The 25836-nt window shown below is 60.7% G+C and carries 18 protein-coding genes and 2 pseudogenes; 12 read left to right on the top strand and 8 right to left on the bottom strand.

Annotated features, from left to right (window positions below):
• Positions 1-93 precede the first annotated feature (93 nt).
• Positions 94-3270: an Ig-like domain-containing protein gene (locus tag ACVC7O_RS15880; protein WP_458323088.1), complete on the top strand. Its 3177-nt coding sequence runs from the start codon at positions 94-96 to the stop codon at positions 3268-3270.
• 174 nt (positions 3271-3444) lie between these two features.
• On the opposite strand, the gene ACVC7O_RS15875 is transcribed toward ACVC7O_RS15880, so the two are convergent.
• Positions 3445-3756 (bottom strand): antibiotic biosynthesis monooxygenase family protein, encoded by a 312-nt coding sequence (locus tag ACVC7O_RS15875; protein ID WP_458323087.1) that lies wholly within the window; start codon positions 3754-3756, stop codon positions 3445-3447.
• A gap of 364 nt (positions 3757-4120) precedes the next feature.
• Here ACVC7O_RS15875 and ACVC7O_RS15870 point away from each other — a divergent pair.
• From ACVC7O_RS15870 to ACVC7O_RS15855, 4 genes and pseudogenes are all read left to right on the top strand, one after another.
• Positions 4121-5163: pseudogene (locus ACVC7O_RS15870) on the top strand (hemin-degrading factor).
• Positions 5160-5921, top strand: a complete 762-nt coding sequence (locus ACVC7O_RS15865) for a heme/hemin ABC transporter substrate-binding protein (protein ID WP_458323086.1) — start codon at positions 5160-5162, stop codon at positions 5919-5921. The pseudogene ACVC7O_RS15870 and the gene ACVC7O_RS15865 overlap by 4 nt, the downstream one beginning before the upstream one ends.
• Positions 5873-6115, top strand: a pseudogene (locus ACVC7O_RS15860) (iron chelate uptake ABC transporter family permease subunit); the annotation flags it as partial. The gene ACVC7O_RS15865 and the pseudogene ACVC7O_RS15860, both read left to right, overlap by 49 nt.
• A 1-nt stretch (position 6116) precedes the next feature.
• Positions 6117-6896 carry a heme ABC transporter ATP-binding protein gene (locus ACVC7O_RS15855; protein WP_458323085.1) on the top strand — a complete coding sequence of 260 codons (780 nt, stop codon included), beginning with the start codon at positions 6117-6119 and terminating at the stop codon, positions 6894-6896.
• A gap of 185 nt (positions 6897-7081) precedes the next feature.
• Here ACVC7O_RS15855 and ACVC7O_RS15850 read toward each other — a convergent pair whose 3' ends face one another.
• The 4 genes from ACVC7O_RS15850 to ACVC7O_RS15835 all read right to left on the bottom strand — a co-directional run bounded on the left by ACVC7O_RS15850 (position 7082) and on the right by ACVC7O_RS15835 (position 11092).
• Positions 7082-8269, bottom strand: coding sequence for a DUF2254 domain-containing protein (locus tag ACVC7O_RS15850; protein ID WP_458323084.1), 1188 nt, complete (start codon positions 8267-8269; stop codon positions 7082-7084).
• A gap of 89 nt (positions 8270-8358) precedes the next feature.
• Positions 8359-9435, bottom strand: coding sequence for an AI-2E family transporter (locus tag ACVC7O_RS15845; protein ID WP_458323083.1), 1077 nt, complete (start codon positions 9433-9435; stop codon positions 8359-8361).
• 68 nt (positions 9436-9503) lie between these two features.
• Positions 9504-9920: a CreA family protein gene (locus tag ACVC7O_RS15840; protein WP_458323082.1), complete on the bottom strand. Its 417-nt coding sequence runs from the start codon at positions 9918-9920 to the stop codon at positions 9504-9506.
• A gap of 443 nt (positions 9921-10363) precedes the next feature.
• Positions 10364-11092 carry a helix-turn-helix transcriptional regulator gene (locus ACVC7O_RS15835; RefSeq protein WP_458323081.1) on the bottom strand — a complete coding sequence of 243 codons (729 nt, stop codon included), beginning with the start codon at positions 11090-11092 and terminating at the stop codon, positions 10364-10366.
• An 87-nt stretch (positions 11093-11179) separates the two neighbouring features.
• Here ACVC7O_RS15835 and ACVC7O_RS15830 point away from each other — a divergent pair, with 87 nt between their 5' ends.
• Both ACVC7O_RS15830 and ACVC7O_RS15825 read left to right on the top strand, forming a co-directional pair.
• Positions 11180-11575, top strand: coding sequence for a RidA family protein (locus ACVC7O_RS15830; protein WP_458323080.1), 396 nt, complete (start codon positions 11180-11182; stop codon positions 11573-11575).
• Positions 11576-11842: 267 nt separating this feature from the next.
• The gene (locus ACVC7O_RS15825; protein WP_458323079.1) at positions 11843-14701 is read left to right on the top strand and encodes a methyl-accepting chemotaxis protein; all 2859 of its coding nucleotides are present in this window, start codon (positions 11843-11845) and stop codon (positions 14699-14701) included.
• A gap of 731 nt (positions 14702-15432) precedes the next feature.
• On the opposite strand, the gene ACVC7O_RS15820 is transcribed toward ACVC7O_RS15825, so the two are convergent.
• The 3 genes from ACVC7O_RS15820 to ACVC7O_RS15810 are packed head-to-tail and all read right to left on the bottom strand — an operon-like array spanning position 15433 to position 20563.
• Entirely contained in the window at positions 15433-18429 is a 2997-nt protein-coding gene (locus tag ACVC7O_RS15820; protein ID WP_458323078.1) for an aminotransferase class III-fold pyridoxal phosphate-dependent enzyme, read from the bottom strand.
• A gap of 2 nt (positions 18430-18431) precedes the next feature.
• A complete protein-coding gene (locus ACVC7O_RS15815) occupies positions 18432-19733 on the bottom strand; it encodes a glutamine synthetase (protein ID WP_458323077.1) in 1302 nt (433 codons plus the stop codon).
• Positions 19730-20563: a MurR/RpiR family transcriptional regulator gene (locus tag ACVC7O_RS15810; protein ID WP_458323076.1), complete on the bottom strand. Its 834-nt coding sequence runs from the start codon at positions 20561-20563 to the stop codon at positions 19730-19732. The genes ACVC7O_RS15815 and ACVC7O_RS15810 overlap by 4 nt, the downstream gene beginning before the upstream one ends.
• Positions 20564-20654: 91 nt before the next feature.
• Here ACVC7O_RS15810 and ACVC7O_RS15805 point away from each other — a divergent pair, with 91 nt between their 5' ends.
• The 5 genes from ACVC7O_RS15805 to ACVC7O_RS15785 are packed head-to-tail and all read left to right on the top strand — an operon-like array spanning position 20655 to position 25835.
• Positions 20655-21428 carry an N-formylglutamate amidohydrolase gene (locus ACVC7O_RS15805; protein WP_458323075.1) on the top strand — a complete coding sequence of 258 codons (774 nt, stop codon included), beginning with the start codon at positions 20655-20657 and terminating at the stop codon, positions 21426-21428.
• Complete coding sequence (locus tag ACVC7O_RS15800) at positions 21425-22069, top strand: isochorismatase family cysteine hydrolase (protein ID WP_458323074.1); 645 nt, start codon at positions 21425-21427, stop codon at positions 22067-22069. Before ACVC7O_RS15805 ends, ACVC7O_RS15800 begins: the two co-directional genes overlap by 4 nt.
• The gene (locus ACVC7O_RS15795) at positions 22069-23937 is read left to right on the top strand and encodes a branched-chain amino acid ABC transporter ATP-binding protein/permease (RefSeq protein WP_458323073.1); all 1869 of its coding nucleotides are present in this window, start codon (positions 22069-22071) and stop codon (positions 23935-23937) included. Before ACVC7O_RS15800 ends, ACVC7O_RS15795 begins: the two co-directional genes overlap by 1 nt.
• 19 nt (positions 23938-23956) lie before the next feature.
• Positions 23957-25105, top strand: a complete 1149-nt coding sequence (locus ACVC7O_RS15790) for an ABC transporter substrate-binding protein (RefSeq protein WP_458323072.1) — start codon at positions 23957-23959, stop codon at positions 25103-25105.
• A gap of 13 nt (positions 25106-25118) precedes the next feature.
• A complete protein-coding gene (locus ACVC7O_RS15785; RefSeq protein WP_458323071.1) occupies positions 25119-25835 on the top strand; it encodes an ABC transporter ATP-binding protein in 717 nt (238 codons plus the stop codon).
• Position 25836 lies beyond the last annotated feature (1 nt).

Genomic DNA, 25836 nt, shown 5'->3' with positions numbered 1-25836 from the left:
TCAAGAAGAACGCAGATGCACGGCATCGACAATCATTGACATCGAGTACCCAGCTGGTCGCAAGGCGCTCTCTCTTTTCTTGGGGGTGGCCACATGGGGCGCATATCTACAAACACGACTGGAATTCTGGTTGCGGATCAACGCAAGGATCAGGTGCTGCTGTTGCGGGATCTGGACGGCGATGGCACCGCGAGCGGTGCGGATGAGACAGCGGTTTTCTTTGACGAGACCAACGCGAGTGGTCTTGAGACGCCGACCGACAATGTCTTCTCGGTACATCAGGTAGAAGACGGCAGCGTCTTCATTGGGGACGGCAACAGCGATACGATCTACCGGCTGAATGACACGAACGGCGATGGTGATGCACAGGATGCAGGCGAAGCCACGGTCTGGTTCTCGGCGGAGAATGCGGCGGGCCTGTCGACCGTCACGCCAAATGGGATCGCCGAGGGGCCGGACGGCGCCATCTACGTGTCCAATGCGGGGACGACCCCGGTACCGCAGGATGCGATCTACCGGACGGTGGATCTCAATGGCGATGGCGACGCGAATGACGCAGGCGAGGCCACGGTCTGGCTCGATGTGCAAACGGTCATCGACACGGCGGTGCCTTTCGACTTGAGTTTTGACGGTGGGGTGGCCTATCTCAACGACCTGACGGGAACGGCGACCGATGTGATCCACCGGATCGAAGACCTCAACGGCGATGGTACGATCCAGGCCGATGAGGTGACACCCTTTATCTCCGATGACATGAACTTCGGTGCACCGGTCGATATCTCCAGTGCGGTTGCGGTCGACGGGTCGCTTTACACGGTGACCTGGATCCCCGATGGAGATGATATCCTGAAAGTTTACCGATTAAACGATCTGGATGGCTCGGGTCAGATCGACAGCGTTTTCGAGGCTGTCGAGGTGTGGAACGCGTCGTTCATGCCCGACGATCTGGCTGCCGACATCGGCTTTTCCATCGCAACGGATGCGGAGGGCAGTCTGATCCTGACCGCGAACAGTTTTACGGGGGATGGCAACGTCATCAAGCTGACGAACCTCAACGGTGATGGCGATTTCTTCGATGCGGGTGAAACGGGGCTCTTTGGTTCCGATCAGTATGAGGGCCAGCTCGAACGGCCGCGCGCGGTTGAGGCCTATGAGGGTGCAGCAACGATGGTGCCGAGCACGGTGGGCGCGGGCAATCACTTCTCGGTCTTCTTGCGCGATGGTGTGCTCTACAGTTCTGGTGAAAACGTCGTGAGCCAGCTTGGCAATGGCGCCACGGGCTTCGACATCAAGGCGCCGCTGCCGGTGTCTTTGCCCGAAGGGTTTGACGCCAGCATCACATCGGTGGCGGGGGGGCTTTTGCACACCACGTTCCTGACGGACGAGGGTGATGTTTACGCTTTCGGCTTCAACAATCGCGGCCCCTTGGGTGTGGGTGACGAGGAGGCGCGCACCTCGGCTGTGAAGATCGAGGCTCTGGATGATGTCGAAATCACCGGCGTTGAGAACGGCAACGGCACGTCCTTCGCAATTGCGGCGGATGGCACGCTCTATGGTTGGGGCAGCAACACCAACGGCCAACTCGGCACGGGCGATCAGGAGGAACGGCTCGTACCGACGGCGATCACGGCCTTGTCGGATGAGACTATCGTCGCCGTCTCTGCCGGCGTAACGCATACGCTGGTGCTGACGGCGGAGGGCGAGGTCTATGGCTTCGGTGGCAATACCGACAATCAGGTCAGCCCCTCGGACGACCGCAGCGTGATCGAACCGAGCCTGGTCGCGGGGCTGCCAGACGACATCGTCGCGATCTCTGGTGAAGGCCGCACGTCTTACGCGATCACATCTGATGGCCGGGTCTTCGGTTGGGGCGAGGGTCGCTATGGCCAGCTTCTGCAAGGCGAGGATAACGGTGACGGCACCTTCATGCCCGCTGCGGATGACGTGGCTACGCCCTTCGAGCTAACCGGGCTTCCCGACGGCATCATCGACATCCAAGGGGGCGCGCGCTGGTCCGTGGCGCTGACCGACGATGGTGACGTCTATGCGTGGGGCCCGAACGACGAGGGCCCGACGGGTGGCCTCGACGGCGATCCCGCCACGGAAAGCGATGCGTCTTTCTTCCCTACGAAGATCGCGGAGCTGGACGATGTTACAATCGTCGAAATCCAGGCGGGGCCGAATTCGATCATCGCGGTTGCTGATACTGGCGCGATCTACACGTGGGGGGCGAATTCGGATGGGCGGCTCGGCTATTCATCCGACGGATCGGTCTACACCCCTCGGGAGGTCGATTTCGAGGCAGATCCAGCACCCTTCCTCAAGAGTGCGACGCCCGGTGACAATGGGCGAGATGTGGAGACCGACAGCACGCTTGTCCTGAAGTTCACGGAAGCGGTCTCCGCAGGCGAGGGCGTCTTGACGTTGGTCAATCGCGACACCGGCGCACGGACCGAGATCGATGTGGCCGACACCCGGCTTGTCAATTTCACCGGCGATACGGTCACGATCACGCCGCCCGCGCACTTGGACACGGAGGCGCGTTATGCCGTTGAGATCGAGGACGGCGCCTTTGTCGACAGCGACGGGCAGAGTTTCGAGGGGATCGACGAGGGCGATACCTCGACGTTCAATTTCACGACCGGCGAGGAGGCTGCGGCATCGCCGGATCAGTATCTCGATACTCCCGGCGACGATCTGCTGCGCGGCGGCGCGGAGGATGATCGCATCAACGGGCGCGCGGGCGATGACTTGGTCTCGGGCGGCGCGGGCGATGACCGGCTCAACGGCGGCGCGGGTGATGACGGCCTGCGCGGAGATGCGGGCCGCGACCGCCTGAACGGCAGCTTGGGTGAAGACACGCTTCGGGGTGGTGCTGATGATGACCGGCTGAACGGTGGCGTGTCTGATGACCAGCTCTTCGGTGAGGACGGCAATGACTATCTGATTGGCGGTGCCGGCAACGACCTGCTCGATGGTGGCGCCGGGAATGACTTGATGAGCGGTGGATTGGGCGCTGACACCTTCGTCTTCAACGGCGGTCACGACGTGATCCATGACTTCGATATCGGAGATGGTGGGGCACCGGAGGGCGGCTTGTCCGACCAGATTGTTATCGACGTCGCGGATGTCGACAGCTTCGAAGACCTGCTCGACACCGCCACCACATCGGGAAGCGCCGTGACCTTCGAGTTCAACACCGACGACAGCCTGACCTTGCGCGATATCGAACTCGCAAGTCTCGAGGCGGATATGTTCAGCTTCGTATGATCACTCTGATCCGGAAGCCGCTTCGGCGGCTTCCGACGATAGCCCGTCAATTCGAATTCATTTGATGAGTTCTGGCCGACGTCACGCTCGTCTACCGTCTCGGACTGCTCAGACACGCCCTGCTGCGCGGGGGGCGACGGAGACACTTGCCGAAGTGACCGCGACGTTGCCCGGTCAAGTAATATGCTGGATTGTCGAGAACCCTTCGAAAGTGGGCGCACCTTCGTGCAGCTTCGCAGTGGCGCCTGCGTTCTTATGCGCCTCTCGAAACGCCTCGCTGCGTGTCCAGCCACGAAACGCCTCTTCCGACGCCCAAACCGTATGCGATGCATAGAGGATCGTGCCCTCCGCCTCGGGCCCCTTGAGCATATGGAATTCGACAAAGCCGTCCATGTCTTTCAGATGGCTGTCGCGTCCAAGCCAAAGCGCTTCGAACGCTTCGGCATTCTCGGGTCGGACAGTGAACCTGTTCATTGCGATAAACATGATCGATCTCCATTGGTCACAGGGCCTCTCTGAAACTTGGCCTCTTGCGCGCGAGGATCAAGACGTGGATCGGCCATGGCCTGCAGTGGTGCCGGTGTTAAGTGTGCCGCAGCCTTTGACATCTTCCATGTGGCGGAGGTGCCGGGGGCCAGGCGTCGCTTTTTCCGAAGCCCCCCTCTTGACCCTGGCCGTTCTGTTGGAGGGCCAGAGCACCATTGATGTGGCAGCCTTCGGGCAAGTGTTGACCTTCCTCCTTGTGGCCTTATCTTAAACCTACTAAAAGTGTCAAGAATTCCGCGAGCCAGGTGATACAACCGCACCGAGCCACTTCTGATCGACCTCACGAAAAGAACTGGTGCCCGCAATGACCGAATTGTCCCCTGAAGACATCCGTGCCGCTCGCAACGCCGAGACCCAGATGCGTGACCGCGATCTTGCCGAGAAACTCGGGATATCCGAGGCTCAGTTGGTTGCCGCTCACGTCGGGCACGGTGCCACGGCGGTGATCTCTCATCCTGACCAGCTCATGCATGCGGCGGCGCAGTTGGGTGAGGTGATGGCACTCACGCGCAATGCCTCCTGCGTTCACGAGAAAATCGGCATCTATGACAATTACCACCCCGGGGCACATGCGGCGATGGTACTGACCGAAGAGATCGATCTGCGCATTTTCCTGCCCATTGGCGGCACGCCTACATGGTCGAGAAAGACACCGACACAGGCCCGCGGCGCAGCTTGCAGGTCTTTGATGCGGCGGGGGATGCGGTCCACAAGGTATTTCTGCGGGACGAGGTGCGGGCTGCATGGGCGGATGCGAAGGCACAGATTGCGCTTCCCGATCAGGAGACCACGCTGCACGTCGAGTCGCGCCAGCCTCCCGAAGCCCCCAAGTCCGATCCATCAAAGCTGGATATCCTGCGCAAGGAATGGCGCCGTCTCACTGATACGCATCAGTTTCTGCGCCTGACCTCCAAGCTCAAGATGAACAGGCTCGGCGCCTATCGGATCGCAGGCGCCCCCTATGTTCGGGCACTGCCGCCTGCCGCAGTCGATGCGATGTTCGACGCGGTGCGCGACCGGCAGATCGAGGTCATGCTCTTTGTGGGCAATCGGGGGTGTCTTCAAATTCATACAGGTCCGATCTGGACGCTGCGGCGCATGGGGCCGTGGCAAAACGTTATGGACCCCGGTTTCAATCTGCATCTGCGAACGGATCACATCGCTGAAGTCTGGGCGGTCGACAAACCTACCCAGCGGGGTCCCGCACTCTCGGTCGAGGCGTTCGATGCACGCGGGGCGCTCATCTTCCAGATGTTTGGTCTTGGTAAGGAGGGGCGCGACAGCCGCCAGATCTGGCGAGAGATTGTCGACGACCTGCCCACGATGGAACTGGAGACAACGTCATGAGACGCCGCGCCGGACGTATGGCGCTGAGCGATCGGATCGCGCTCTGCGTTACTCTGATCCTTGCAGCACTTGGCCTCGCCACATCCACTGCGCGCGGTGACGATATGGCCACGCGCGTTGTTACGCTGGGTGGGTCGGTCACCGAGATCGTCTTTGCCCTTGGTGAGGCGGATCGGCTTGTTGCCCGCGACAGCACGTCAAGCTTCCCAGCGGAGGCCCTTGATCTGCCCGATGTCGGCTATCTGCGGGCGCTCTCGCCGGAAGGTGTGCTGAGCGCGCAGCCGGATTTGATCATCTCCGAAGAGGGTGCGGGCCCGCCGGATGCCGTGGCGTTGCTCACGTCGGCAGCCATCCCGTTTGTCGAGGTGCCGGAGGCCCGCACAACGGACCAGATCGCGCGCAAGATCGTGGCTGTTGGACAGGCGCTGGGGGTCCGCGACAAGGCGCAGGTGTTGGCGGCTGAGGTGGTCTCGGATCTGCAGGCCATTGCCGAGCACATTGCCTCCGCGGATCAGCCCCGTCCACGCGTGTTATTTATTCTGAGCACGCAGGGTGGCCGCTTGTTGGCCTCCGGTGTCGAGACTTCAGCCGATGCGATCATTGATCTGGCGGGCGGCGAGAGCGCGATCGACAGCTTTGAAGGATACAAGGCCGTGACAGCCGAAGCCATCGCCCAAGCGGCACCTGAGGTGATCCTGATGATGGACCGGGCGGCATCGGGTTTGTCGGGATCGTCGTACCGCATCTGCTGCGCCTAGCGACCGGTCCGGACCATCGTGGGCTGCTGATCAACTCGGCGCTCTTGGGTGCGAGCTTGCTGTTGATGGCCGATATCATCTCCCGCGCGGTGGTCGCACCCGCGGAGCTACCCATCGGCATTGTGACTGCTGTTCTCGGGGCGCCTTTCTTTTTGTGGATTTTGCTCAGGCGCCGTGGCGTCGTGGACTTGTAGAATGATCACCGCGCGAGACATCACGCTGCGGTACGGGCGCACCACGATCCTGGACCGGGTCGAGTTTTCAGCGCAGCCGGGGCGGCTGACCGCAATCGTCGGCCCGAATGGCTCGGGCAAGACAAGCCTGCTGAAGGCGCTCACCGGCGAGGTGCCCTGCGACGGAGACATCAGCATCGCTGGCCATGACATCCGAAAGACACTTGCGTGGCAGCTGGCCGCGCTTCGCGCCGTGTTGCCGCAATCGTCACCGATGTCCTTCCCGTTTCAGGCCATTGAGGTTGTCCGGCTCGGCCTTGGTCAGGGTCCGTTGCATGACCCGCGCCTGCCGGAGCGTGCGCTCGCGCGGGTGGGCCTGGCGGGATACGAGAGCCGATTTTATCAGGAACTATCCGGAGGCGAGCAACAGCGTGTGCAACTGGCCCGCGTCCTCTGCCAGGTTTGGCAGCCCGTTGTCGATGGCGTGCCACGTTGGCTTTCGCTGGATGAGCCCGTGTCCAGCCTCGACATCGGGCATCAGCTCGACGTGATGCAGATCGCGCGTGACTATGCCGATGCCGGCGGTGGGGTGGTCGCTGTGATGCACGATCTGAACCTATCCGCGATGTTCTCCGATGAGGTTGTGCTCATGGCATCGGGGCGCATGGTCGATCGTGGCTCGTCTGATGCTGTCTTGACCGACAGCAACCTTTTGAAGGTGTACAACTGCGCGCTTCGGACGCGTACGCCGCCGTCTTCGGCCATCTGGTACATGTTGCCGCAATCTGCGCACGCAAACTGAAGCTTACCGTTCCAGCGACCCCATCTGCGGCATCATGATAACACCGGCGACTGCGTAACTACCCACTTGCAAGTCACAATGCTCACGAGGCGGAAAACAACTCGTAGTTGGATACCAGTGAATGAGTAATGCCGTCTTTGATGCGCCAAGTCGTGCGGTACCGGCAATCACCTCTCTGGGGCGCCTTATGTCGTGTCGCGAGAGGTTTCGGACAGGTCGCGCACGGTGTTCTTGTAGTGCTCGAGCGCCAGATGGTCGGATTTGCAGTATGGCTCCGAGGCCAGACAGCTCCTCTTGAACAGCACGTCGTAGGTCAGCTTGGGTCCGCACCGGTAGGTGCGTGCCCCGTTTTCGCCCAACCCTTGCCCATGGCTTTGCGCTGTTTTCAGCGCGTTGTGCATCCAGTTGAGACAGTTGATGGCGGTGAAGGGATCGTTCACGCCGGGCGACAGCGCTCGTGCGAGCATCTCGACCAACTCATCGACGAGAAAGAGGATGTTCTGGTGTTCGGTCCGGCTCACGCCGATTGCATAGCAGTTGCGCAGCGCGCAGATGTCATCCTCGGTCAGCTCCTGATCTGACCAGACCTGAACAATCGTAGTGTAGCGCGTGATGAAGTCGCCCGGCACCTTCTCAAGTCGCAACCGCCAGCCGTTGTTCTGCATCAGGTCCTCGATCAGCGGATAGTTCAAGGTCTGGACATAGCCCGCGGTCGTATGGGTGATCTCGCGATCAGGTGCGCGATCCGGCGCGTCGGGCTCGGTCTCGTCTTGCAAATCCTTCTGCGCGTCGATCAGCGTCATGATCTCAGTCTCCAGCCTGCGCCCGAGGTTGGCGGTGATGTTGGAGACGTTGATCGTCTCCGGCACGTGATGCACGAAGTAGATCATAGTGAACACGGCCAGAACGCTGCCCAGCATGGCAAGCAACATGGAATACTGTGGCACGAATGCTTCGACACCGGCGCTGTCCGATGGATCCTGCACCGCGCGCAGGATGGAAAGGGTGTAGACGAAGGTTGCGATGAGAATACCGAGGCTGATCTGATTGCCCCGGTCGCGCATGAAGTTACCGATCAGACGGGGCCCATAGTTCCCGGCCGCAAAGGACACGGCGACAATGGTCATGGAGAACATGACGCCCGTGACCCCGATCACTGAGGTGGCGATGGTCGAGAGCGTGTTGCGTGCGCCATCGACTTGGGTATCGAGCAACGTGCTGGGCAGCGAGAAGGGGACCAAATCTGTATTGTGGTCGAGCCATTCGGAGGCGTGAGCCAACGCCAGTGCGAACAGCACAAGCGTCGCCGGAATGAACCAATAGCTGGCGCGGATGTCCTGCGCGAGCTTGAGGAGCATGGCGCCGTACTTCAAGGTCTGCCTCCTCGCTGCGGGTCAGGTCCGGTGTGGTCTCGGCAGAGTTGGGCCGCAATGAAAGCTTGCCAATTCAACGGTGTGCTCCGTTACGCCCGTTGCTGCTGCTGCGGGTCCTGGGCCGCGCCCAGAAAATTGCTGACCACGTTCAGGTTATCAATATTGTCGCAAATCACCTTGAAGACCAGCAGGAAGGGCACCGCAACCAGGGCGCCCGCGATGCCCCAGAGCCAGCCCCATAGGACCACGGTCAGGAAGACCGCCACGATGTTCAACTCCAGCCGCTTGCCCAAAAGATACGGGGTGACAAACTGCGCCTCAATGCTGGTAAGCGCCTGATAGGCGAGGGGGGCGATCAGCGCATAAGACAGGCTGTCGAAGTAGGTGATTGCATGGACGCCGACGAAGAGCGTCCCGATCAGCCCACCGAGGATGGGCAGGTAGTTCAGCAGGAACGCGGCGATGCCCCAGATATAGGCGTGATCGAGGCCGATCATCCACAGCGTCGCCGCGACGACCGCGCCAAGACCTGCGTTGATCAGCGTGATCGTCAGCAGGTACCCGGAGACGCGGCGCTCGATGTCATAGACCATCGCCAGAGCCTGCTTCTTCCCGCTCAGTGTCCGAAACGCTTGCATCAGCTTGATGTAGAAGAGATCGCCAGAGGCCAGCAGAAAGAGGGCAAGCACCAAGGCAACCGCAATGGACGTCAGGCTGCTGGCCGCGACGGTGACAGCCGAGTTGAGAAGGCCGGGTTGCTGCACAACCACCTGCTGTGGGCCTTCCGCAGGTGCGGCGGTCATTTTTTCCACCTCGGTCGAGGCATCCTTGACCGCGTCGATGGTCTCGGTCACGCCACTCAGTTTGTACTTGAGATCTCGGGCAATGCTGGGCGCGTCATTGGACCACGTCCGCACCGTGTCACCGGCAAAGAAGATCGCAGCGCCGATACAGGCCGTGGCCGACAAGATCAGAACAGTCGCGGCCAAGGCGGCTGGCAGACCTCTGCGCTGCAGGAAACGGTTGATCGGGCTGAGCGTCAGGGCGAGCAGAAATCCCAGCATGATCGGAAGGATCAAATCACGCGCAAAGTATGCGACGACAAAAACCGCAATGATGGTCAGGATGCCTGCGCTGCGTCTGAGGGCTCTTATGTCGTCTTGCATATCTTTCATTCCGTTTCAGCGGCGCGCCGAATGTCGGGCCAATACGGTGCGGTTGGCTGTCAGCCAGTTCAGTTCTGGAACAGAGGCACCGTTGAGATCGACATCTTGGCCGATCCATCTTGAACCTGGCGTGCATGGGCGATGTAGATCAGCGTTTGGTTGTCTTCATCCATGATCCGCTTGACGTTCAGGGACTTCCAGATGATCGACCTGCGCTCTGAAAACACGCTTTCGCCCTCGTCTGAGCGGTCGATGTCACCAATCGAAATGGGTCCTGTCTGACGGCAGGCGATGGATGAATTCGAGGGGTCTTCGAACCAATTGCCCTTCTGCAACCGATCAATCAGACCGCGTTCGAAATACGCCACATGGCACGTCACGCCCTCCACGAGCGGATCGGAGAATGCCTCGATGATGATGTCGTTCCCGAGCCAGTCGACGTCGACGTTGCCCACCTGTTCAGCGGTGCCAACTGATGTTGTCATGCTCAGCGCGCCGAGCGCGGTGGCAACCGTCCGAAAGACCCGTCGAAACCGGACGCTAGTGGTCGTCATCCCAGGCCCAGAAAGGACAGGATGGCCAAGACAACAACAACGAGGCCGACAATATAGATAATGCGATTCATTGAGTTCATCCCCGCTTTTTGGTGGCTGCGCGATCGAGCGCATCCTGATACCTCTATGAAACCATCTGGGGCGGGGATGGTTCCGCTTTCTTTGACCAAACCGGAGTGCGTGATATCGCCGAGCTCACGATTTGGAGCATGTCTCATAACGTTTACGACGAGGTTTTGTTGGCGTTTGAGAGCCACCTGGTCGGCGCAATTGGGATCATCGCGAGATGCGATCGCTTCGTGAGACAACCGAGAATTTTTAGATGACCAGCGCCGAGGCCATTCTCCGCCGCGCGCCTAATGGCGCACGAGCACTCAGGTCGACACATGCGGCAAATCCCGAAACGGGCAGACGTCGTCCTCGAACGGCACGTGGCGTCGCCGAAAGCTCGTGCCCGCGATATGCTCCGGCGTTCTGATCCGGTCCATGCGGAAATGTCGGAAGTCGTCGCGCACGGGATCCCAGGCCACCAAATACCACAACGGAGGCAAGATCAGCATGGCCTGCGGTTCGACCTCCCGGCTGGTCTTGTTCCCCTTTGCATCGCGATATTCAAAGCGCAGAAGCAGACGCTCTAAGAAGGCCATCTCGAAGGCAGACAGCAGCGCCGGGTCCATCGCCCCGATATCCGAGGTGTCCTGATGCGGCGACAACTCCCCGACATGCAGACAGTCCAGAAACCGGCGTAAGTCCCGAACCTTGTCCGACGGCAAGGCTCTCTCGATCTTGGCAAGACCTGCATCGGCAAGATCTGAAAATGGCAGGCTGCCCGCGGCGCGCATGGCTGCAACGCTGATGAGAAGCGCAAAGACCTCATCGACCGACAGGCGCGCCGTCGTCTGCACAGACTGGGGGTCGAGTTGCAGACCACCCCCGCGGCCGGGCTCGGAATGGATGACAAATCCCTGATCGCGAAGTGCGGAGATATCTCGGAGAATGGTGCGTCGGGACGCCCCGACCTCTTCCGCCAGGTCACCGACCGTTGAAGTTCCTTTGCGGCGCAGGCTGCGCACGATGGCATCATGACGAAGGCGAATACTCATTTTGGAAGTTTAGCACATTTGGTGACAACAATTGGCACCTTTTGGCCTTAGGCAGGCTCCAGACACGTCAACAAGGAGATCCCGACGATGCAACGCACTGCCATAAACCCATGGGACTGGTCATTGAAGCTTGGTTACAATCAGGCTGAGATCATCGAAAGCCCCTCGCGCCAACTGATCTGTGCAGGCCAGACCGCGGTGGATGGCGAGGGCGCGCCCCAGCATCCCGGCGACATGCGCGCGCAAATCAGTCTGGCATTGGACAATCTTGAAGCGGTGTTGTCCAAAGCAGGGATGGGGCTGGGCGATGTCATTCGGCTGGGTGTTTACGCCACCGATGTCGACGAAGCGTTGAAGAATTTCGATCTGCTCGGAATGCGCTTCGGACCGCTTGGCTGTGCCCCACCGATGACTTTGCTCGGCGTGAGCCGCCTGGCGATCCCAGGCTTGCTGTTCGAAATCGAGGCGACCGCCGCTGCGTGAGTTCAGCGCTAAGCGAAGCAGCCCTGCCGAAGGTTCAACGTCGGCTGCTTCGCTTTTGCTTCGATGCTTGGTGTTTGACGAGTCGAGCGCAAGGGATGTGGCAGGTTTCTGGGGCAATGTCTCACCCCCGTTAACCAACAATGCATCCTGTAACAGCGGCGTAGAAGGGCGGTGCTGGTCCCCTTGTCAACCATTCCAAAATGACCAGACACGTTTTGTTAAGTCATTCTGTGCATTTTTCGCGAGAAATTGCAGACGAGACTTGCCATGAAACTCCGCCAACAAATCCTTGCCATTGTTGCGATCCCGCTGATCGGACTGATCGTTGTCTCCACGATTGGTCTCTCCAAAGCCGTTCGCGACATGAGTGAAGTCAAGCATGTCGAAACCGCGATCGGGTATGCCGATGTTGTCAGTGCAGTGGTGCACGAGCTTCAGTTGGAGCGCGGGTACTCGGCGGGCTTCGTTGGATCGGAAGGTCAGAACTTCAAAGACATTCTGCCGGAGCAGCGCGCACGGACTGACGTGGCCCTTCAAGGCTTTGCTGCTTTGCACGATACCATGGCGATGGACTATCCCGAACTCGTGGAAATCCTCGACCATGATCTCGAACAACTTGGCGAGATGCGCCAGCGGGTGTCGTCACTCGCTGTTTCGGTTGGGGACCTGACAGCACTGTATACCAGCATGATCAAGGACGCCTTGACGATCACCGACATCACATTTGCCGACATTCACCTTGGCAGTGTCGCGCTCGCGGGTGCCAGCTATGTCGCCCTGAGCGAAGGCAAGGAAGCGGCGGGCCAGGAGCGCGCCTTGGGAGCCGTTGGTTTTGGGACCGGCGGTTTCTCCACCGAGCAATATGCGAGGTTTGTCGGTGCCGCGGCGCAACAGAGATTTGCGTTGATGCAGGCGGAGCTTTATTCGGCGGAGGCTGTGCCGGGCCTGGACTTCTCCCAGTTCTCTGAAGGTACAGCGATTGATGACCTCCGCCAGATTGCGAAACGCAGCATGGAGGGTGGCGATCTAGAAGGTGTCAGCGGGCCAGACTGGTTTGCGGTGTCTTCCGAGTGGATCGAGCGTCTTCGCAGTGTTGAGATTGAGCTCTTGGAAGGGGTCCATGCACTGAACAAGACGGAAGCAGATGCCGCCTTTTTCGAGGAGATGGTCTTTGCCAGCTCAGCGGGGCTCTCGTTGGTCCTCAGCGTTTTGGTCGCATATCTGATCAGCCGTCGCTTCACGGGGCAGGTGGCGCTTCTCAGCGAAGCCATGACCCGAGTCGCGCGCAAAGAGTTTGATGCGGAGATTCCGACGGTCGCGGTGAAGTCCGAGATCGGCGACCTATCCCGCTCCCTTGATACGATGCGCAACGACCTGAAAGCCGCAGATGCCCAATTGGTCGAAGCCTTCTCCAAGAGTTTCGCCTTCGACGACAGCAACTCGGCCATGATGATCGTCGATCCTGATATGGTGATCACGTCGAGCAATCGCGCAACCAAAGAGCTGCTCGATCAACACGTCGAGGCCTTTCGCGCGGTCTGGTCGAACTTCGATCCCAAAGAGATGGTTGGCCATTCCATTGATCGCTTTCATAAGCATCCGGAGCATCAACGCGCCATTCTGGCTGATCCGGCACAGCTGCCTTGGCGCACAGACATCACGATTGGCGACCTGAAATTCGAGTTGAACGCCTCCTACGTGAAAGCCGAAGACGGGTCCTACGCGGGCAACATCTTGCAGTGGCGCGATGTCACTCAGGAGAGAATGCATGCTGGTATCATCACGGCAATCGATGAGGAGCAGTGCATGGTCGAGTACGACCTTGCGGGGCACGTCATCACGGCAAACCGGCAGTTCCTCAATCTGCTCCAGATCGACGGCGCAGATGCCGAAGGGCGTCATCACCAGAGCTTCCTCGCGCCTGATGAGACCACCCGTGACACCCAGGATGACATCTGGGCCGGTCTGACAGAGGGGGTGCCGCAGTACTCCATGCTCAAGCTCGCAGCGTCGGACGGCGAGATCGTATGGTTGCGTGCCAATCTAACGCCCATTGTCGATAGCAGCGGCAAGGCATTCAAGGTTGTCATGATCGCGATGGACGTGACGCAGGCCGAGATCGCGCGCATTGAAGCCGAGCAGGCGCAGCAGAAAGAGGACGAGGCACGCAACACGGTTGTCACGGCGCTTGCCAATAGTCTGACACAGTTGTCGGAAGGTGACCTGACTTGCCAGATTATCTCGGCCTTCGATGGGGACTACGAACGCTTGCGCGTTGATTTCAACGACGCTGTCGATCGCCTCTCCGACCTCATCACCAACGTGGGTGAAACTGTGGTCGGTGTTTCCGGCAATGCCTCCGAAGTCAGCGCCGCATCCAATGACTTGGCGCGCCGGACTGAAAACCAGGCCGCGACCCTGGAAGAAACAGCGGCAGCCCTGGAAGAGCTCACTGCGACTGTAAAGTCGACGGCCGAGAACGCGCGTGATGCCGACTCCGCCGTCGTTGATGCACGCACCGAAGCCGAAGCCGGTGGCGGAGCCGTTCAAGAAGTTATCGAGGCCATGGGGCAGATTTCAGAGTCCTCTGCCAAGGTCGCCAACATCATGAGCGTGATAGACGACATTGCATTCCAGACAAATCTGCTGGCACTGAACGCTGGGGTCGAGGCCGCGCGCGCCGGTGAGGCCGGACGCGGCTTCTCGGTCGTCGCCTCAGAGGTCCGGGCGTTGGCACAGCGTGCATCGGATTCCGCCAAGGAAATTTCGAGCTTGATTGCCACCAGCGATGCACAAGTCCGCGTCGGCGTGGATTTGGTCAACCGGGCAGGTGAGGCCCTTGAGAAGATTGTCTCCAGCGTGGCGTCAACCGGGAGCCTCGTTGGCACAATCACGCATGCCGCTCAAGAACAGGCAACCGCGCTTCAGGAGATCAATGCGGCAGTGGCAACGATGGACCAAACCACTCAGCACAACGCAGCCATGGTCGAGGAAACAACAGCGGTCAGCACATCTTTGAGTGCTGATGCGGAGAACCTGCGAAAGATGATTGCCACCTTTAGGACGGTCCAGAATGGAAGCTCGGCGGAAGACACGGGCGCCTATCCGCGCGCTGTTAATGGCTGAAGCATGATCGGGACAGTCAAAGCGTCGCTGACCTAGATCCGCTCTGGAGAGGCTACTCAACGAAGGTATGGCTTTAAGCACTAGGATCGATAAGCTGATCTAGTGTCCTATCGGTCGATCCTAGCTCCGGGCAAGAACCTGACGCGCAACACACGAGTTCAGCGGCAAAGCTAGCTTTTAGCCCGCCTCGCACAAATAATGCGGTCTGGGTATCTGTGTAGTGTCTGGGCCACTGGTCTGGACCTTTACAATCCGATTTCCAGGACCGATGGCGGCATCTTGAGAGCCGGACGCGGTCAAATGTGGGTGTACACATGCTTTCGCTTCATTCGGAACGACGGTCTTGCGTATGGTTGACCACCAGATCGTGACTCACACGGACCACGATAGTTGCACTAGATTTCTGGATTTTTTCGCTGATTGGCGACGAGTAAGGCGACAGGATGTCAGCCTGTCAGCGATGATGTTTGGTTGAATTCTGGCCAGGTCGCTCCAAACGGAGCTTTGGAGAGTGCATCCCTTTTGCAGGAAGTGGGTGACTTAATGTTAGGGGACGAGAGTTCTGCGATGCCATGTATTCGCGGGTGACCGGCCTAGCCAGAGGAGATCAAGCTACACACTTCGCATGTTTGGCTAGTATCGCTGGTAGCCGCTTCGCTCACCAAAAAGGCTCGGTACACCGCATGGTCTGCAAAGCTAGAAGAACCAGCCAAACTTCTGTCGCTTTGGACCTATACGCTGATTTCGGCCAGCACATCGTCGAGCACTGCGACGATCATGTCGATATCGTCCGGTTCGATGGTAAGTGGCGGGCGGATCTTCAGGACGTTGTCTTGAGGTCCTTCACTGCCAATCAGGATGCGGTGATCGCGCATGCGGTTCTTCACAAATGCGCAGATGTCAGTCGCTTGCGACCCGTCTGGCCGAATGAGGTCTACACCGATGAACAACCCCATGCCGCGCACGTCCCCGATGCAGTCGTAACGTTGTTGAAGCGCGCGCAGCCCTTCGATCAAGCGCGCACCCATCAGGCGTGCGTTCTCCTGCAGCCTTTCATCCTCTACGATCTGCAGCACCTCTCGACCGATCCGGCACGACAGGGTCGAGCCACCGAACGTTGAAAAGAACTCTATCCCGTTGTCGAAACTCTCGGCGATCTCGCGCCTGGTCACGACCACGCCGATGGGATGGCCATTGCCGATCGGCTTACCGAGAACCACAATGTCGGGTTCTGCGCCCTGGTGCTCGAACCCAAAGTAATACTCGCCCAGCCGCCCGAGTCCGGTTTGGACCTCGTCGGCGATGCAAACGCCACCGGCCGCGCGGACCTTCTTGTAGACTGCAGACAAATAACCTGGCGGTGGGATGACCTGCCCCCCGACGGATGGAAAGGTTTCGGCGATAAAGCCCGCAATTCCCACCCCACGCTCGGAAAGCGCCGCAATGGCCGGATCGACAAGATCGGCAAATTTTTGAGCCCGGTCGGGATCATCGCGCTTGAACCTGCCGCGAAAGTCGTCCGCCACGTCGACCAGCTCGACCCAGTCCGCTTGGCCAATGCCGCCCGGCTTGTTGAACTTGTAGGCCGAGATGGCGACGGCCCCTGTGGTGTTCCCGTGATAGCCATGGTCCGGCGTGATCATACCCTTGGCTCCGGTATGCGCGCGGGCCAGCCGCAGGGCGAGTTCGTTCGCCTCGGACCCGGAATTGACGAAGAAACAGACCTGCAGATTGTTTGGCAGCTTGGAGAGCAGCGCATGCGCGAATTTGGTCTGTGCCGGATGCAGGTAGCGAGTGTTGGAGTTCATCCGCCGCAGCTGATCGGCGGCCACTGCCTGAATGCGCGGATGCGCGTGGCCAACGTGCGGCACGTTGTTATAGGCGTCCAGATAGGGCCGCCCCCACTCGTCAAAGAGGTGATGTTTCCAGCCCCGCACCAGCATCACAGGCTCCGCATAGGTCAGGCTGAGGTTGCCCCCGAAATGTGCCTTGCGGTCCGCCAGAACGGCGGCGCGGTCGGTGGGGCGGTAGCGCACCTTATCATCCGGCAGATTGAGCAGTGCGGCCGGATTGGGGCAGACCGCCTCCCACAGGTCGACATCGTCGGGGTCGCAGACCCCAGGCCAGTCGTCACCGATGCCGTCTATGGTCAGGGCCAGTTGCATGTGCAGATGCGGCGCCCATCCGCCATTCTGATGAATGTGTCCCAGATGGCAGAAGACCTCGCCCTTTGCCACGCTGTCGCCGGGTTTGAGCGTATCGAGACAGCTGGGATCGAGGTGGCCGTAGAGCGTATGGAACGCATCACCCTCGGGCGAGACGTGGCGCAGCACGATGACGCCTCCGTAGTCGAGGTTGCCCGTGCGGTTCTCAATCGCCACGACCTCGCCGTCCATCGGCGCTTGAAGGGGCGTCCCCGCTGGCGCAAAGACATCCACCCCGAGATGAACTGTGCGCCGGTTGCTCGCTTTCCAAGGGCCCAGACGGAACGCCGGCGCGGTATAGATCAGGCGCGGCTCGAGATAGTACCCCAGCCAGATGTCGTCGGCTGGGGCATTGTTGGCGCCGAGCTTCGCAGCTTCGGTTTGGGTCATGTCGAACGGGTTTTGGGGGCATGTGCTGGCCTCCACCGACAGCGCCTGCATCGGTGCGTCGTCCAGCGCCGTCCCCAGAACCGGGGCAAACTGCCCTCGCGCCGTGTCGAGCCCGGCCAAAACCCGACCTGCGCTATCGCTCACCGGCAGGCCAGAGGCGGCGCGCAGGCGCGCGCCCAGCAAATCCGGCGGCGTCGGGACCCCCTCGAGGAACCGCCACGCGGGCGCTTGCGAAATGGTGACATAGGGGTCGCCCGGGGTCTCCGCCGCCATCAGCGTGGAATTGACCACGCTGACCGCCAACCGCATCCGGATCAGTGGCCATAGCAGATCGAGCTCTGCGCCCGTGAGGGGATAGGCGTCGTGATAGCCTGTGACCAGCGCTTCCAATGCGCGGTCGGGTTGCGGATGGTCCAACACCACATAGGCCGCCGCAATGGCAAGATCGCAGATGCGCGGCCCGGTGCACATATCGCCGAAGTCAATCAGGCCGGACACCCTCAAGTCCCCCGGCCCGCCGTCCACGAGGATATTGTAATCGTTGGCATCATTGTGGATGACCTGACGCGGCAGCGCCTGCAGCGCCGGGCCCACCGCCTCGAAGGCGCAAAGATCAGTCTTGAGAAGCGCTCTGCGCTTGGAGTCCGGGATCTTGTCCACCTGGTCCGCGATCCAGCCCGCGCTCATCAGATCCCATTTGAAGTCGCGCTCGGCGCGCGGATGGGCAAAATCTTGCAACGCACGCGCGGTGCGGCCCAAAACGGCGCCGATCTGCCGGATAAGGGGCGCTGCTTTGGGCTGCACTTCCGCATAGCAGCGGCCCGGCAAACGCCCGATCAGCCAGACCATGCGATCCTGCCCGCTCTCATCTGGAAGAGACAGAACCGCCGCCCCGGTTTTGGAGACTACCACCCGCGGGATCGGCAGCTCAGGATCTTGCCGCGCGATATGCGCCATTGCCTGAACCTGCATATCCACCAGCCAGGACGGGCCGCCGGGTCGCATCGCCTTGAGCACATAGCCTGCGCCCGCATCTGTCTCGGCCAAGTAGTTCAGATCATATTCGCCATCCAGCCGCGTCAATTCCGCCGTGATGCCCCAATGGTCACGCAGGATGTCAGCCCAGTGCTGCATCGTCAGTAGGTTTGGCTGTAAGCGGCGCAGCGCGCAGCCGTATCCATCTCGGCCACATGGGCAATCTCGGCCTGCTTGTGGGCCAGATAGACCGGCGCGAAGATGTCCGGGAACCAGCCGCGCACGGTATCATTGGCCTCGAACCGCCCCAGCGCAGCCTCCAACGTCTCTGGTAGACGGACGAAGCCCCGCCTCTCAAGGTCGGCGGCAGACAGCAGCGACAGGTCTTCCTCGGTCGGTTCAGGCGCGCGCAGCCCATCTTCGATCCCCTGGCAACCGGCGTGCACGATGGCGGCAAGCGCCAAATGCGGACAGGCCGCCGCATCGGCCGCGCGATATTCGATGTTAAACTGGCGCGCGACACTCTCGGGGTCCTTGGTGGTCACCGGGCAAACTCGGAGGGACGCCTCGCGGTCTCGAAAACCGAGGTTGTTGTAGGCCGCCGACCAGCGGTGCGGTGTCAGCCGCAGATAGGAGACAACCGAGGGCGCGGTCAGCGCAAGGATACTGTCGAGGTATTTCAGCACACCGGCGGAAAACGCTGCCGTCAGCTCTGACATGCCGCAGGGGCCGTCCGGACTGTAGGTGGCCGGTTTGCCCGCCTCATCGAGAAAGCTCATGTGGATATGCACACCATTGCCGACGCTGGCCGTATCGAGGATGGGCGCATAGGTCGCGCTGTCGCCGGCGTGGCGCGCGGTCGCTCGAGTCAGCTCGCGGACAATCACGGCGGCATCCGCCGCGCGCACGCCCTTTTCAGGACCGATCACGACCTCATATTGATTGGGGCCATACTCTTTCATGATGCTGTCAGGGCTCAGCCCCGCTTGGGCCAGATGTGACATCAGCGCCTCGCATAGCCCGCGCCGTGCCTCGAACCCTGCACGACCATAGGCTTCATTCAACAGGTTGCCGCCTGTCGTCAGCTGAAACTCATGTTCGAAGGCCGCCAACAGAGACACCCCGCCGACGCGCTCCAGCCGCTCCAAGGCGCTGCGCAACAGCGCCCGGGTGCACAACTCCCACGGCGCGCCGTCCAGCGTCACGATATCGCCCAGCATGAAGCGTTCGGTGCTGCCTCCGAAGTCTGCGGTCACGCCTGCGTCGCCGTCAGGGATCAACAACAGATCCCCCAACGCGCCAAAGGGGCTCTCGGCAATGCTGTCGAAACAGGTGATCTGCACGTTCGTTGGTGTCCAGCCCACTCCGCGCTTCAGCCGCTTGTCCAGCTGGTCTGCAGGAAACGCCTTGCCCCGGACCTTGCCAGCCAGATCGCAGGTTGCGGCAAAGATCAGGTCGGTCATGTGTTGGTCTCCGTTGTCAGCGCGCGGGTCGCGTCCCACATTTCGATACGGTCGCGGGTTTGATCCCAGGTGAGTTCTGCAATCCGAGCCACGATCGCCTCGACGATGGCAAGCGCAGCCGCATAGCTGTCCCAAACGGTGCCCGTCTCAATCGGCACCGCAAGCACTTCGGCGGCGTTGCCTTTGATCGGGGAAATCCAGCTGTCGGTCAAAAGCACGATCTTCACGCGCTTGGTGGCCATCGCCTCCGCGAGGCGTTCAAGCGAGGGCTCGTACCGCCGAAAATCCACCATAAAAACCACGTCACCCGGCTTCATACGCAAAAGATAGGCGGGCCAGGCCTCGGGGTCGCGCGCGATGTGCGCGATCCCTTCGCGGGACTGGGCGAGGTGAAAGGTAAGATGGCGCGCAATCGTGTCGCTGATCCGGCCCCCCATGGCAAAAACCTGTCGCCGCGGGTCCGATAAAAGGGCCGTGATACGTTCGAATTGGCCATCCGTGATCGCATCTCCGGCAGATTCGATCTGGGCCGCGGCGCGCGCAAGAAAGCCTGCCAGAAAGCTACCTCTGATCCGCGTGCTTCTCTCGTGCAGGTCGACCGGTGATACATCGCCACGGCGCAACTCCTCGACCAGTTTGCGCTGCATGTCAGCGTAACCATCCAGCCCAAGCTTGGCCGTAAATCGCGAAATGGACGCCGCCGAAACGCCCGCCTCTTCAGCGAGTTCCTGAATGTTGAGCAGCCCCTTGAACGGGTAATTCGACAAAAGGGTCGCTGCCAACTTGCGCTCGGATTGGGTCAGGCTGTCGGAGACGGCGCCAATGGTCATTCTGACTGTCATTTTGTCAGAATGATGAAAACTGATTTTCAGTCAATATAAATTCATTGACATAGAAAGCTGTTTTTCCAAGGCTGAAGAGATGACGCTCGCGGACATTTCATCGATTCTGCAAAAATCCGACCCTGCACCGGTGAAGATCGTCAATGCAGAGTCCCGCGTACCCATACTGCTGATCTGTGAGCATGCGGGCCAAGCGATCCCGCAGTCCCTGAGCAGACTAGGGCTGCCGCAACACGTGGTCGACAGCCATCGTGGCTGGGATATCGGGGCGCTGGCGGTAGCCAACGATGTGGCGGCGCGGCTCGGGGCGCCGCTGGTGATTCAAACCTACAGCCGCCTTGTGATTGACGCCAACCGTCCCCCTGACAGCGCTAGCGCGGTGCCGCCCGAGGTTGATGGTGTCACGATCCCCGGAAATCTCGGGATCACGCCGACGGAGCAGCACCAACGCGCCCGGGAGATCTTTGACCCGCTTGATGCGGCGATCACCGAACTGATGGCAGAATTGAAACCGCGCGGCTGCTTTTCGATCCACTCCTTCACCCCCGTCATGGGCGGCACGGCGCGCCCTTGGCATGCGGGTTTTCTCAGTCGGCATGATCTCGATACCGCTCAAGCTCTCATGGAGAGCATTGCCGCACGAAGTCCTGATCTGAAATTGGCGGTCAATGAACCCTACCAGATCGACGATGAAACCGACTGGTTCATCCCCCGTCACGCTGAACCCAGTGGCGCGGCTCATGCCCTGATTGAAATCCGCAACGATTTGATCGCCCATCCCGAAGGTACCGCAGAGTGGGCGCATCTGATCGCGGCGGCCATATCCGAAGTTCTCCCGGAGGCAGAAGTATGACCCTCAGCCGCGATGTCCCGATCAAACCCGCCCATGCCGCGCTTCTGTTCATTGACGTGCAGAACTTCTCGGCGGAACGCGATGGGTCAGAGTTCAAAGGGCTTTCGCCCAGTGAGTTCGAGGACAGGTACGGCTGGTTTTTTGATGAACTGGACAGCCGCGTCATACCCAATATGCAAACTATTCAGGAGACCGCCCGGGAGGCGGGAGTGGAGGTTATGTACACCACCATCGAAAGCCTCACCCTCGACGGTCGGGACAGGTCGCTGGACTACAAGATCACTGGGTTCAACGTGCCCAAGGGCAGTTGGGACGGCAAGGTGATTGATCGGATCGCCCCAGAGGGTGACGAGATCGTGCTGCCCAAGTCCTCCTCCTCTGTCTTTGTCTCCACCCATATCGACTACATCCTGCGAAACCTTGGTGTCCGGCAGGTGATCTTGTCGGGGCTGCTCACCGATCAATGCGTGGAAAGCGCCATTCGCGATGCGTGTGATCTGGGGTATCTGGTGACGCTGGTGACCGATGCCTGCCTGACCTATTCACAGGTTCGCCACGACAATTCACTGAGTGCGATCAAAGGCTATTGCCGTCAGGTGACAAGCGCCGAACTTGTGGCTGAATTGGAGGCCACCCTCTGATGGAGGCCGCAACGCTCCACGCACACCCGGCCCGGCTGCGCGCGGCGAACTGGCTGCGCACTCTGACAGCACTGGCTGTGCTGGTCGGTACGGTTGCGTTTCTGACCCTGCTCTTTGGGCGCACGGGTGAGCGGATCGCGCTGCTGATGTGCGTTAACGCGGCCGCCGTGGTTGCTTTGGCGGTCTTCTGCGGTAACACCGGGATCGTCTCCTTTGGCAATGGCGCCTTCATGGCGCTGGGGGCTTACCTGTCTGGCATTCTGACGATGCCCGCTGCATTGCAACGCAGCGCTCTGCCTGAGTTACCACTTTGGTTGGCTGGATACGAGCTGACCTTGTGGGGCGCTTTGCCTTTCCTGCTTGTGGCCGGACTGGCATTTGCACTGCTCACCGGCAGCGCGATTTCACGGCTCGTGGGGCCTTCGGCGGCCATCGCCACCCTTGGTCTGCTGATCATCGTACACAGCATCGCTGTCAGCGCGCGAGAATTCACCCGTGGTAGCCAGACATTCTACGGGGTGCCCCGGGTCACCGACTTGGCCTATGTGCTGCTGGCCGCGATGATCTTCATACTCATCGCGCGCCTCTACCGAGAAAGCCGATGGGGCCTTTTTGTCCGCGCCGTACGCGATGACGAGGACGCAGCAACTGCCCTTGGCATCTCGCCCCGTCGGGCACGACTGGTGGCTTGGACGCTTTCGGGCACTTTGGCCACCGTTGCGGGCGCGCTCTATGGCCATATCCTCGGTGCTTTCTCTCCGGCCTCTTTCTACCTCAGCCTCGTCTTTGCGCATGTGGTCATGATGATCGTCGGCGGTATGTCGTCGGTGGGCGGCGCCGTTGTCGGTGTCGTTGCCGTGACGCTCTTGCAGAACGCGGTGCGCAACCTTGAAGGTGGGATCACTCTGGGCGGGATCAACTTGCCCGAGGTTTTCGGTCTGACGACGGTCGCTTTGGGTGTTGCTATCCTCTTGGTCATCTGGTTGCGCCCACAAGGCCTCGTGGGTGGGTTCGAACTGGGCCCCAGCGCGGGCGCTCCTCTGCTGCAGAGGGTAAGCAGCACCGCCCGCGATGCTCCCGCGCCACGCCCGGTCAGCACTGAAACACTGCAGGTGCGTGGACTGTCCAAGGCCTTTGCTGGGGTTCAGGCGGTGGCGGACGTCAGCTTTGACGTGCCCGCGGGCCGGATCACTGGGTTGATTGGCCCAAACGGCGCGGGCAAGTCGACGTTGGTCAACCTGATCACCTGCCAATACACGGCGGATGCGGGGAGCGCCGAAATCGGGGGCACGCGCCTCACAGGACTGGCACGTCATCGCATCATTGAAAACCGGGTTGCGCGAAGCTTTCAGAATCTGCGCCTTTTCTCGGGCCTGACCGCATTTGAGAACGTTCTGGTCGCCGCGTTGGCAGCCGGATACCGCCGGGATCAGGCCAACGCCATCGCCCTGCGCGAACTGGAAGCATTCGACCTTGGCGATATCGCGGCCATGCGTGCCGAAAACCTGTCATATGGTGCGCGCAAACGGCTGGAGATCGCCCGCGCGCTGGCGCAGGACCCGGCGATCCTTTTGCTCGATGAACCTGCGGCGGGCATGAACCCGGCAGAGACCAGTGATCTGGCCGAACGGCTGATCCGCATCCGCGAAAGTCGCAACATCGGCATCCTGCTGATTGATCACGACCTGCGCTTCGTAAACCGCCTGTGCAGCCACATTGTGGTGATGAACCGCGGCCAGAAGATCGCGGAAGGGTCCCCTGAAGAGGTGCGCGCCAATCCAGATGTGGTCGAAGCCTATATCGGGCGCGGCCGGTCCGCCCAGGCGGCCGATACCGAACCTGTCGAAGAAAAAGCCATTGCCACCTGAAAACCAGAAAGGAAAAGACATGACATTGAAGTCTATTTTGCTCGGAACAGCCATTGCAGCATTGGGGACTGCCAGCTTTGCAGAAGACTACATCATCGGCGTGATGTCAGCGCAGTCAGGATATCTTGCGCCCTACGACGGCCCCGCTTACGCAGGGTTCAAATTCTGCATAGACGAGAAGATGGCCAATGGCGGGCTGAACGGTACGACGCCGGTCAAGCTGATCGTCAAGGACACCCGCTCTGACATCGCGGTGGGTGTACAAGTGGTGCAGGAAATGCTGGATGAGGGCGCCAAGTTCATCGTCTCCTCCGCCGATGCCGACCCGACCATCGCTGCGGCGCAAATCACAGCGGCCGACATGGTGCCAACGATGACCTTCGCCGGTACCGCGCCGGTGCTGACCCAAGTGGGCCCGCATGTCTTTGGCAGCTATCCGGCTGATAACCAGCAGGGGGCTGTGCTTGCGGCCTATGCCCGGGATCAGGGGTTCGAGAAGGCCTGGCTGCTGACCTCGCCCGACAGCGCCTATACGCTTGGCGGCCCCCGCTACTTCGGCGAGGCGTTTGAATCGCTCGGTGGGGCGGTTGTCGGTGAGAGCACTTACAGCCTGAACCAGCCGGACTTCTCAGCCATCGTCACCAACATCCAGAACGCGGATGACGCGCCGGACGTGATCGTGACCTGGGCCTGGGAGCCTGACTTTCCCGCCTTCATACGCGCGCTGCGTGGGGCAGGGGTCGAAACCCAGGTGATGGGCGGTGACGTTCTCGACACCCCGACCGTCCGCGGGCTGGGCGATGTGGTCGATGGTGTGGTGCACACCTCTGGCGGCTTTCCGGATGAAGGTTCGGCCTATGCCGATTTCATCGACCGCTTCAAAGCCTCCACGGGGACCGTGCCCGACAATAACTACTACGTGAACGGCTGCGATATCGTGGACATGATCGAACAGGCCCTGGCAGCAGCCGGCACGACCGATCCCGCTGCCGTCAGCGCGGCGATGGCCGAGCTTGAGGATGGCACGGCGACTATGTCGAACTTCACCTTCAGGGGCACGGACCGAATGCCTCTGCGCGAGGTTGTCGTGGCGCGGATCACAGGAGATGGTGAAAAGGAGTTTGTCCTGCGCCAGATGGCTGACCCCGAGACCCTGCCGAAGCCCTAAACCGATGGCAGAAATGAGGGATACGGTCCTTGAGGTCGATTCACTGGACGTCCGCTACGGCCCGGTCCGGGCCGTCCGCGGCATCAGCTTCGAGGTTGCCAAGGGCGGGGTCACCGCTCTGTTGGGAGCCAACGGGGCGGGCAAATCCAGCACGCTGATGGCGATAGCCGGTGTCGTTCCCGTGACGTCCGGGCGCATTTCCCTCTTTGGCCAACCCACTGCCAAGGCCACACCCGACGCTATTGTGCGGTCGGGTGTGGGCATCTGTCCTGAAGGCCGGCGCATCTTTGCCTCCCTGTCGGTGGAGGAAAATCTGATCGTCGCAGGCACCGCCGTGACCACCCCACAAATCGCCGCAACGCGCCGCGCCGAGTTGATGGAGCGTTTTCCCATCCTGGGAGAGCGCCGGCGACAGTTGGCGGGTCTCCTGTCGGGCGGGGAGCAGCAAATGCTGGCCGTGGCCCGCGCCCTGATGGGCGCGCCCCGGCTGCTGCTGATGGATGAACCTTCGCTGGGCTTGGCTCCGCAGATGGTCGACACGATATTTTCCATCGTCGAAGAGCTGCAGCGTGAAGGCATTTCGATCCTGCTGGTTGAGCAAAACGCAGCCCTTGCGCTGGACGTCGCGACCCATGCTGTCGTGTTGGCCAATGGTGAGATCGCGGCACAAGGCGCGCCAGCGGATCTGGCCGATGACGATCTTCTGAAATCAGCGTACCTGGCGGCCTGAG

It is taken from the genome of Roseobacter cerffii (assembly GCF_054226325.1).
Note: the sequence above shows the minus strand (reverse complement) of the source record. Positions and strands in the feature narration are given on the sequence as shown.

Coding starts and splice junctions, on each gene's coding strand:
- ACVC7O_RS15880 (WP_458323088.1), top strand. CDS start 94: ATGGGGCGCATATCTACAAACACGACTGGAATTCTGGTTGCGGATCAA.
- ACVC7O_RS15875 (WP_458323087.1), bottom strand. CDS start 3,756: ATGTTTATCGCAATGAACAGGTTCACTGTCCGACCCGAGAATGCCGAA.
- ACVC7O_RS15865 (WP_458323086.1), top strand. CDS start 5,160: ATGAGACGCCGCGCCGGACGTATGGCGCTGAGCGATCGGATCGCGCTC.
- ACVC7O_RS15855 (WP_458323085.1), top strand. CDS start 6,117: ATGATCACCGCGCGAGACATCACGCTGCGGTACGGGCGCACCACGATC.
- ACVC7O_RS15845 (WP_458323083.1), bottom strand. CDS start 9,435: ATGCAAGACGACATAAGAGCCCTCAGACGCAGCGCAGGCATCCTGACC.
- ACVC7O_RS15840 (WP_458323082.1), bottom strand. CDS start 9,920: ATGACAACATCAGTTGGCACCGCTGAACAGGTGGGCAACGTCGACGTC.
- ACVC7O_RS15835 (WP_458323081.1), bottom strand. CDS start 11,092: ATGAGTATTCGCCTTCGTCATGATGCCATCGTGCGCAGCCTGCGCCGC.
- ACVC7O_RS15830 (WP_458323080.1), top strand. CDS start 11,180: ATGCAACGCACTGCCATAAACCCATGGGACTGGTCATTGAAGCTTGGT.
- ACVC7O_RS15825 (WP_458323079.1), top strand. CDS start 11,843: ATGAAACTCCGCCAACAAATCCTTGCCATTGTTGCGATCCCGCTGATC.
- ACVC7O_RS15820 (WP_458323078.1), bottom strand. CDS start 18,429: ATGCAGCACTGGGCTGACATCCTGCGTGACCATTGGGGCATCACGGCG.
- ACVC7O_RS15815 (WP_458323077.1), bottom strand. CDS start 19,733: ATGACCGACCTGATCTTTGCCGCAACCTGCGATCTGGCTGGCAAGGTC.
- ACVC7O_RS15810 (WP_458323076.1), bottom strand. CDS start 20,563: ATGACCATTGGCGCCGTCTCCGACAGCCTGACCCAATCCGAGCGCAAG.
- ACVC7O_RS15805 (WP_458323075.1), top strand. CDS start 20,655: ATGACGCTCGCGGACATTTCATCGATTCTGCAAAAATCCGACCCTGCA.
- ACVC7O_RS15800 (WP_458323074.1), top strand. CDS start 21,425: ATGACCCTCAGCCGCGATGTCCCGATCAAACCCGCCCATGCCGCGCTT.
- ACVC7O_RS15795 (WP_458323073.1), top strand. CDS start 22,069: ATGGAGGCCGCAACGCTCCACGCACACCCGGCCCGGCTGCGCGCGGCG.
- ACVC7O_RS15790 (WP_458323072.1), top strand. CDS start 23,957: ATGACATTGAAGTCTATTTTGCTCGGAACAGCCATTGCAGCATTGGGG.
- ACVC7O_RS15785 (WP_458323071.1), top strand. CDS start 25,119: ATGAGGGATACGGTCCTTGAGGTCGATTCACTGGACGTCCGCTACGGC.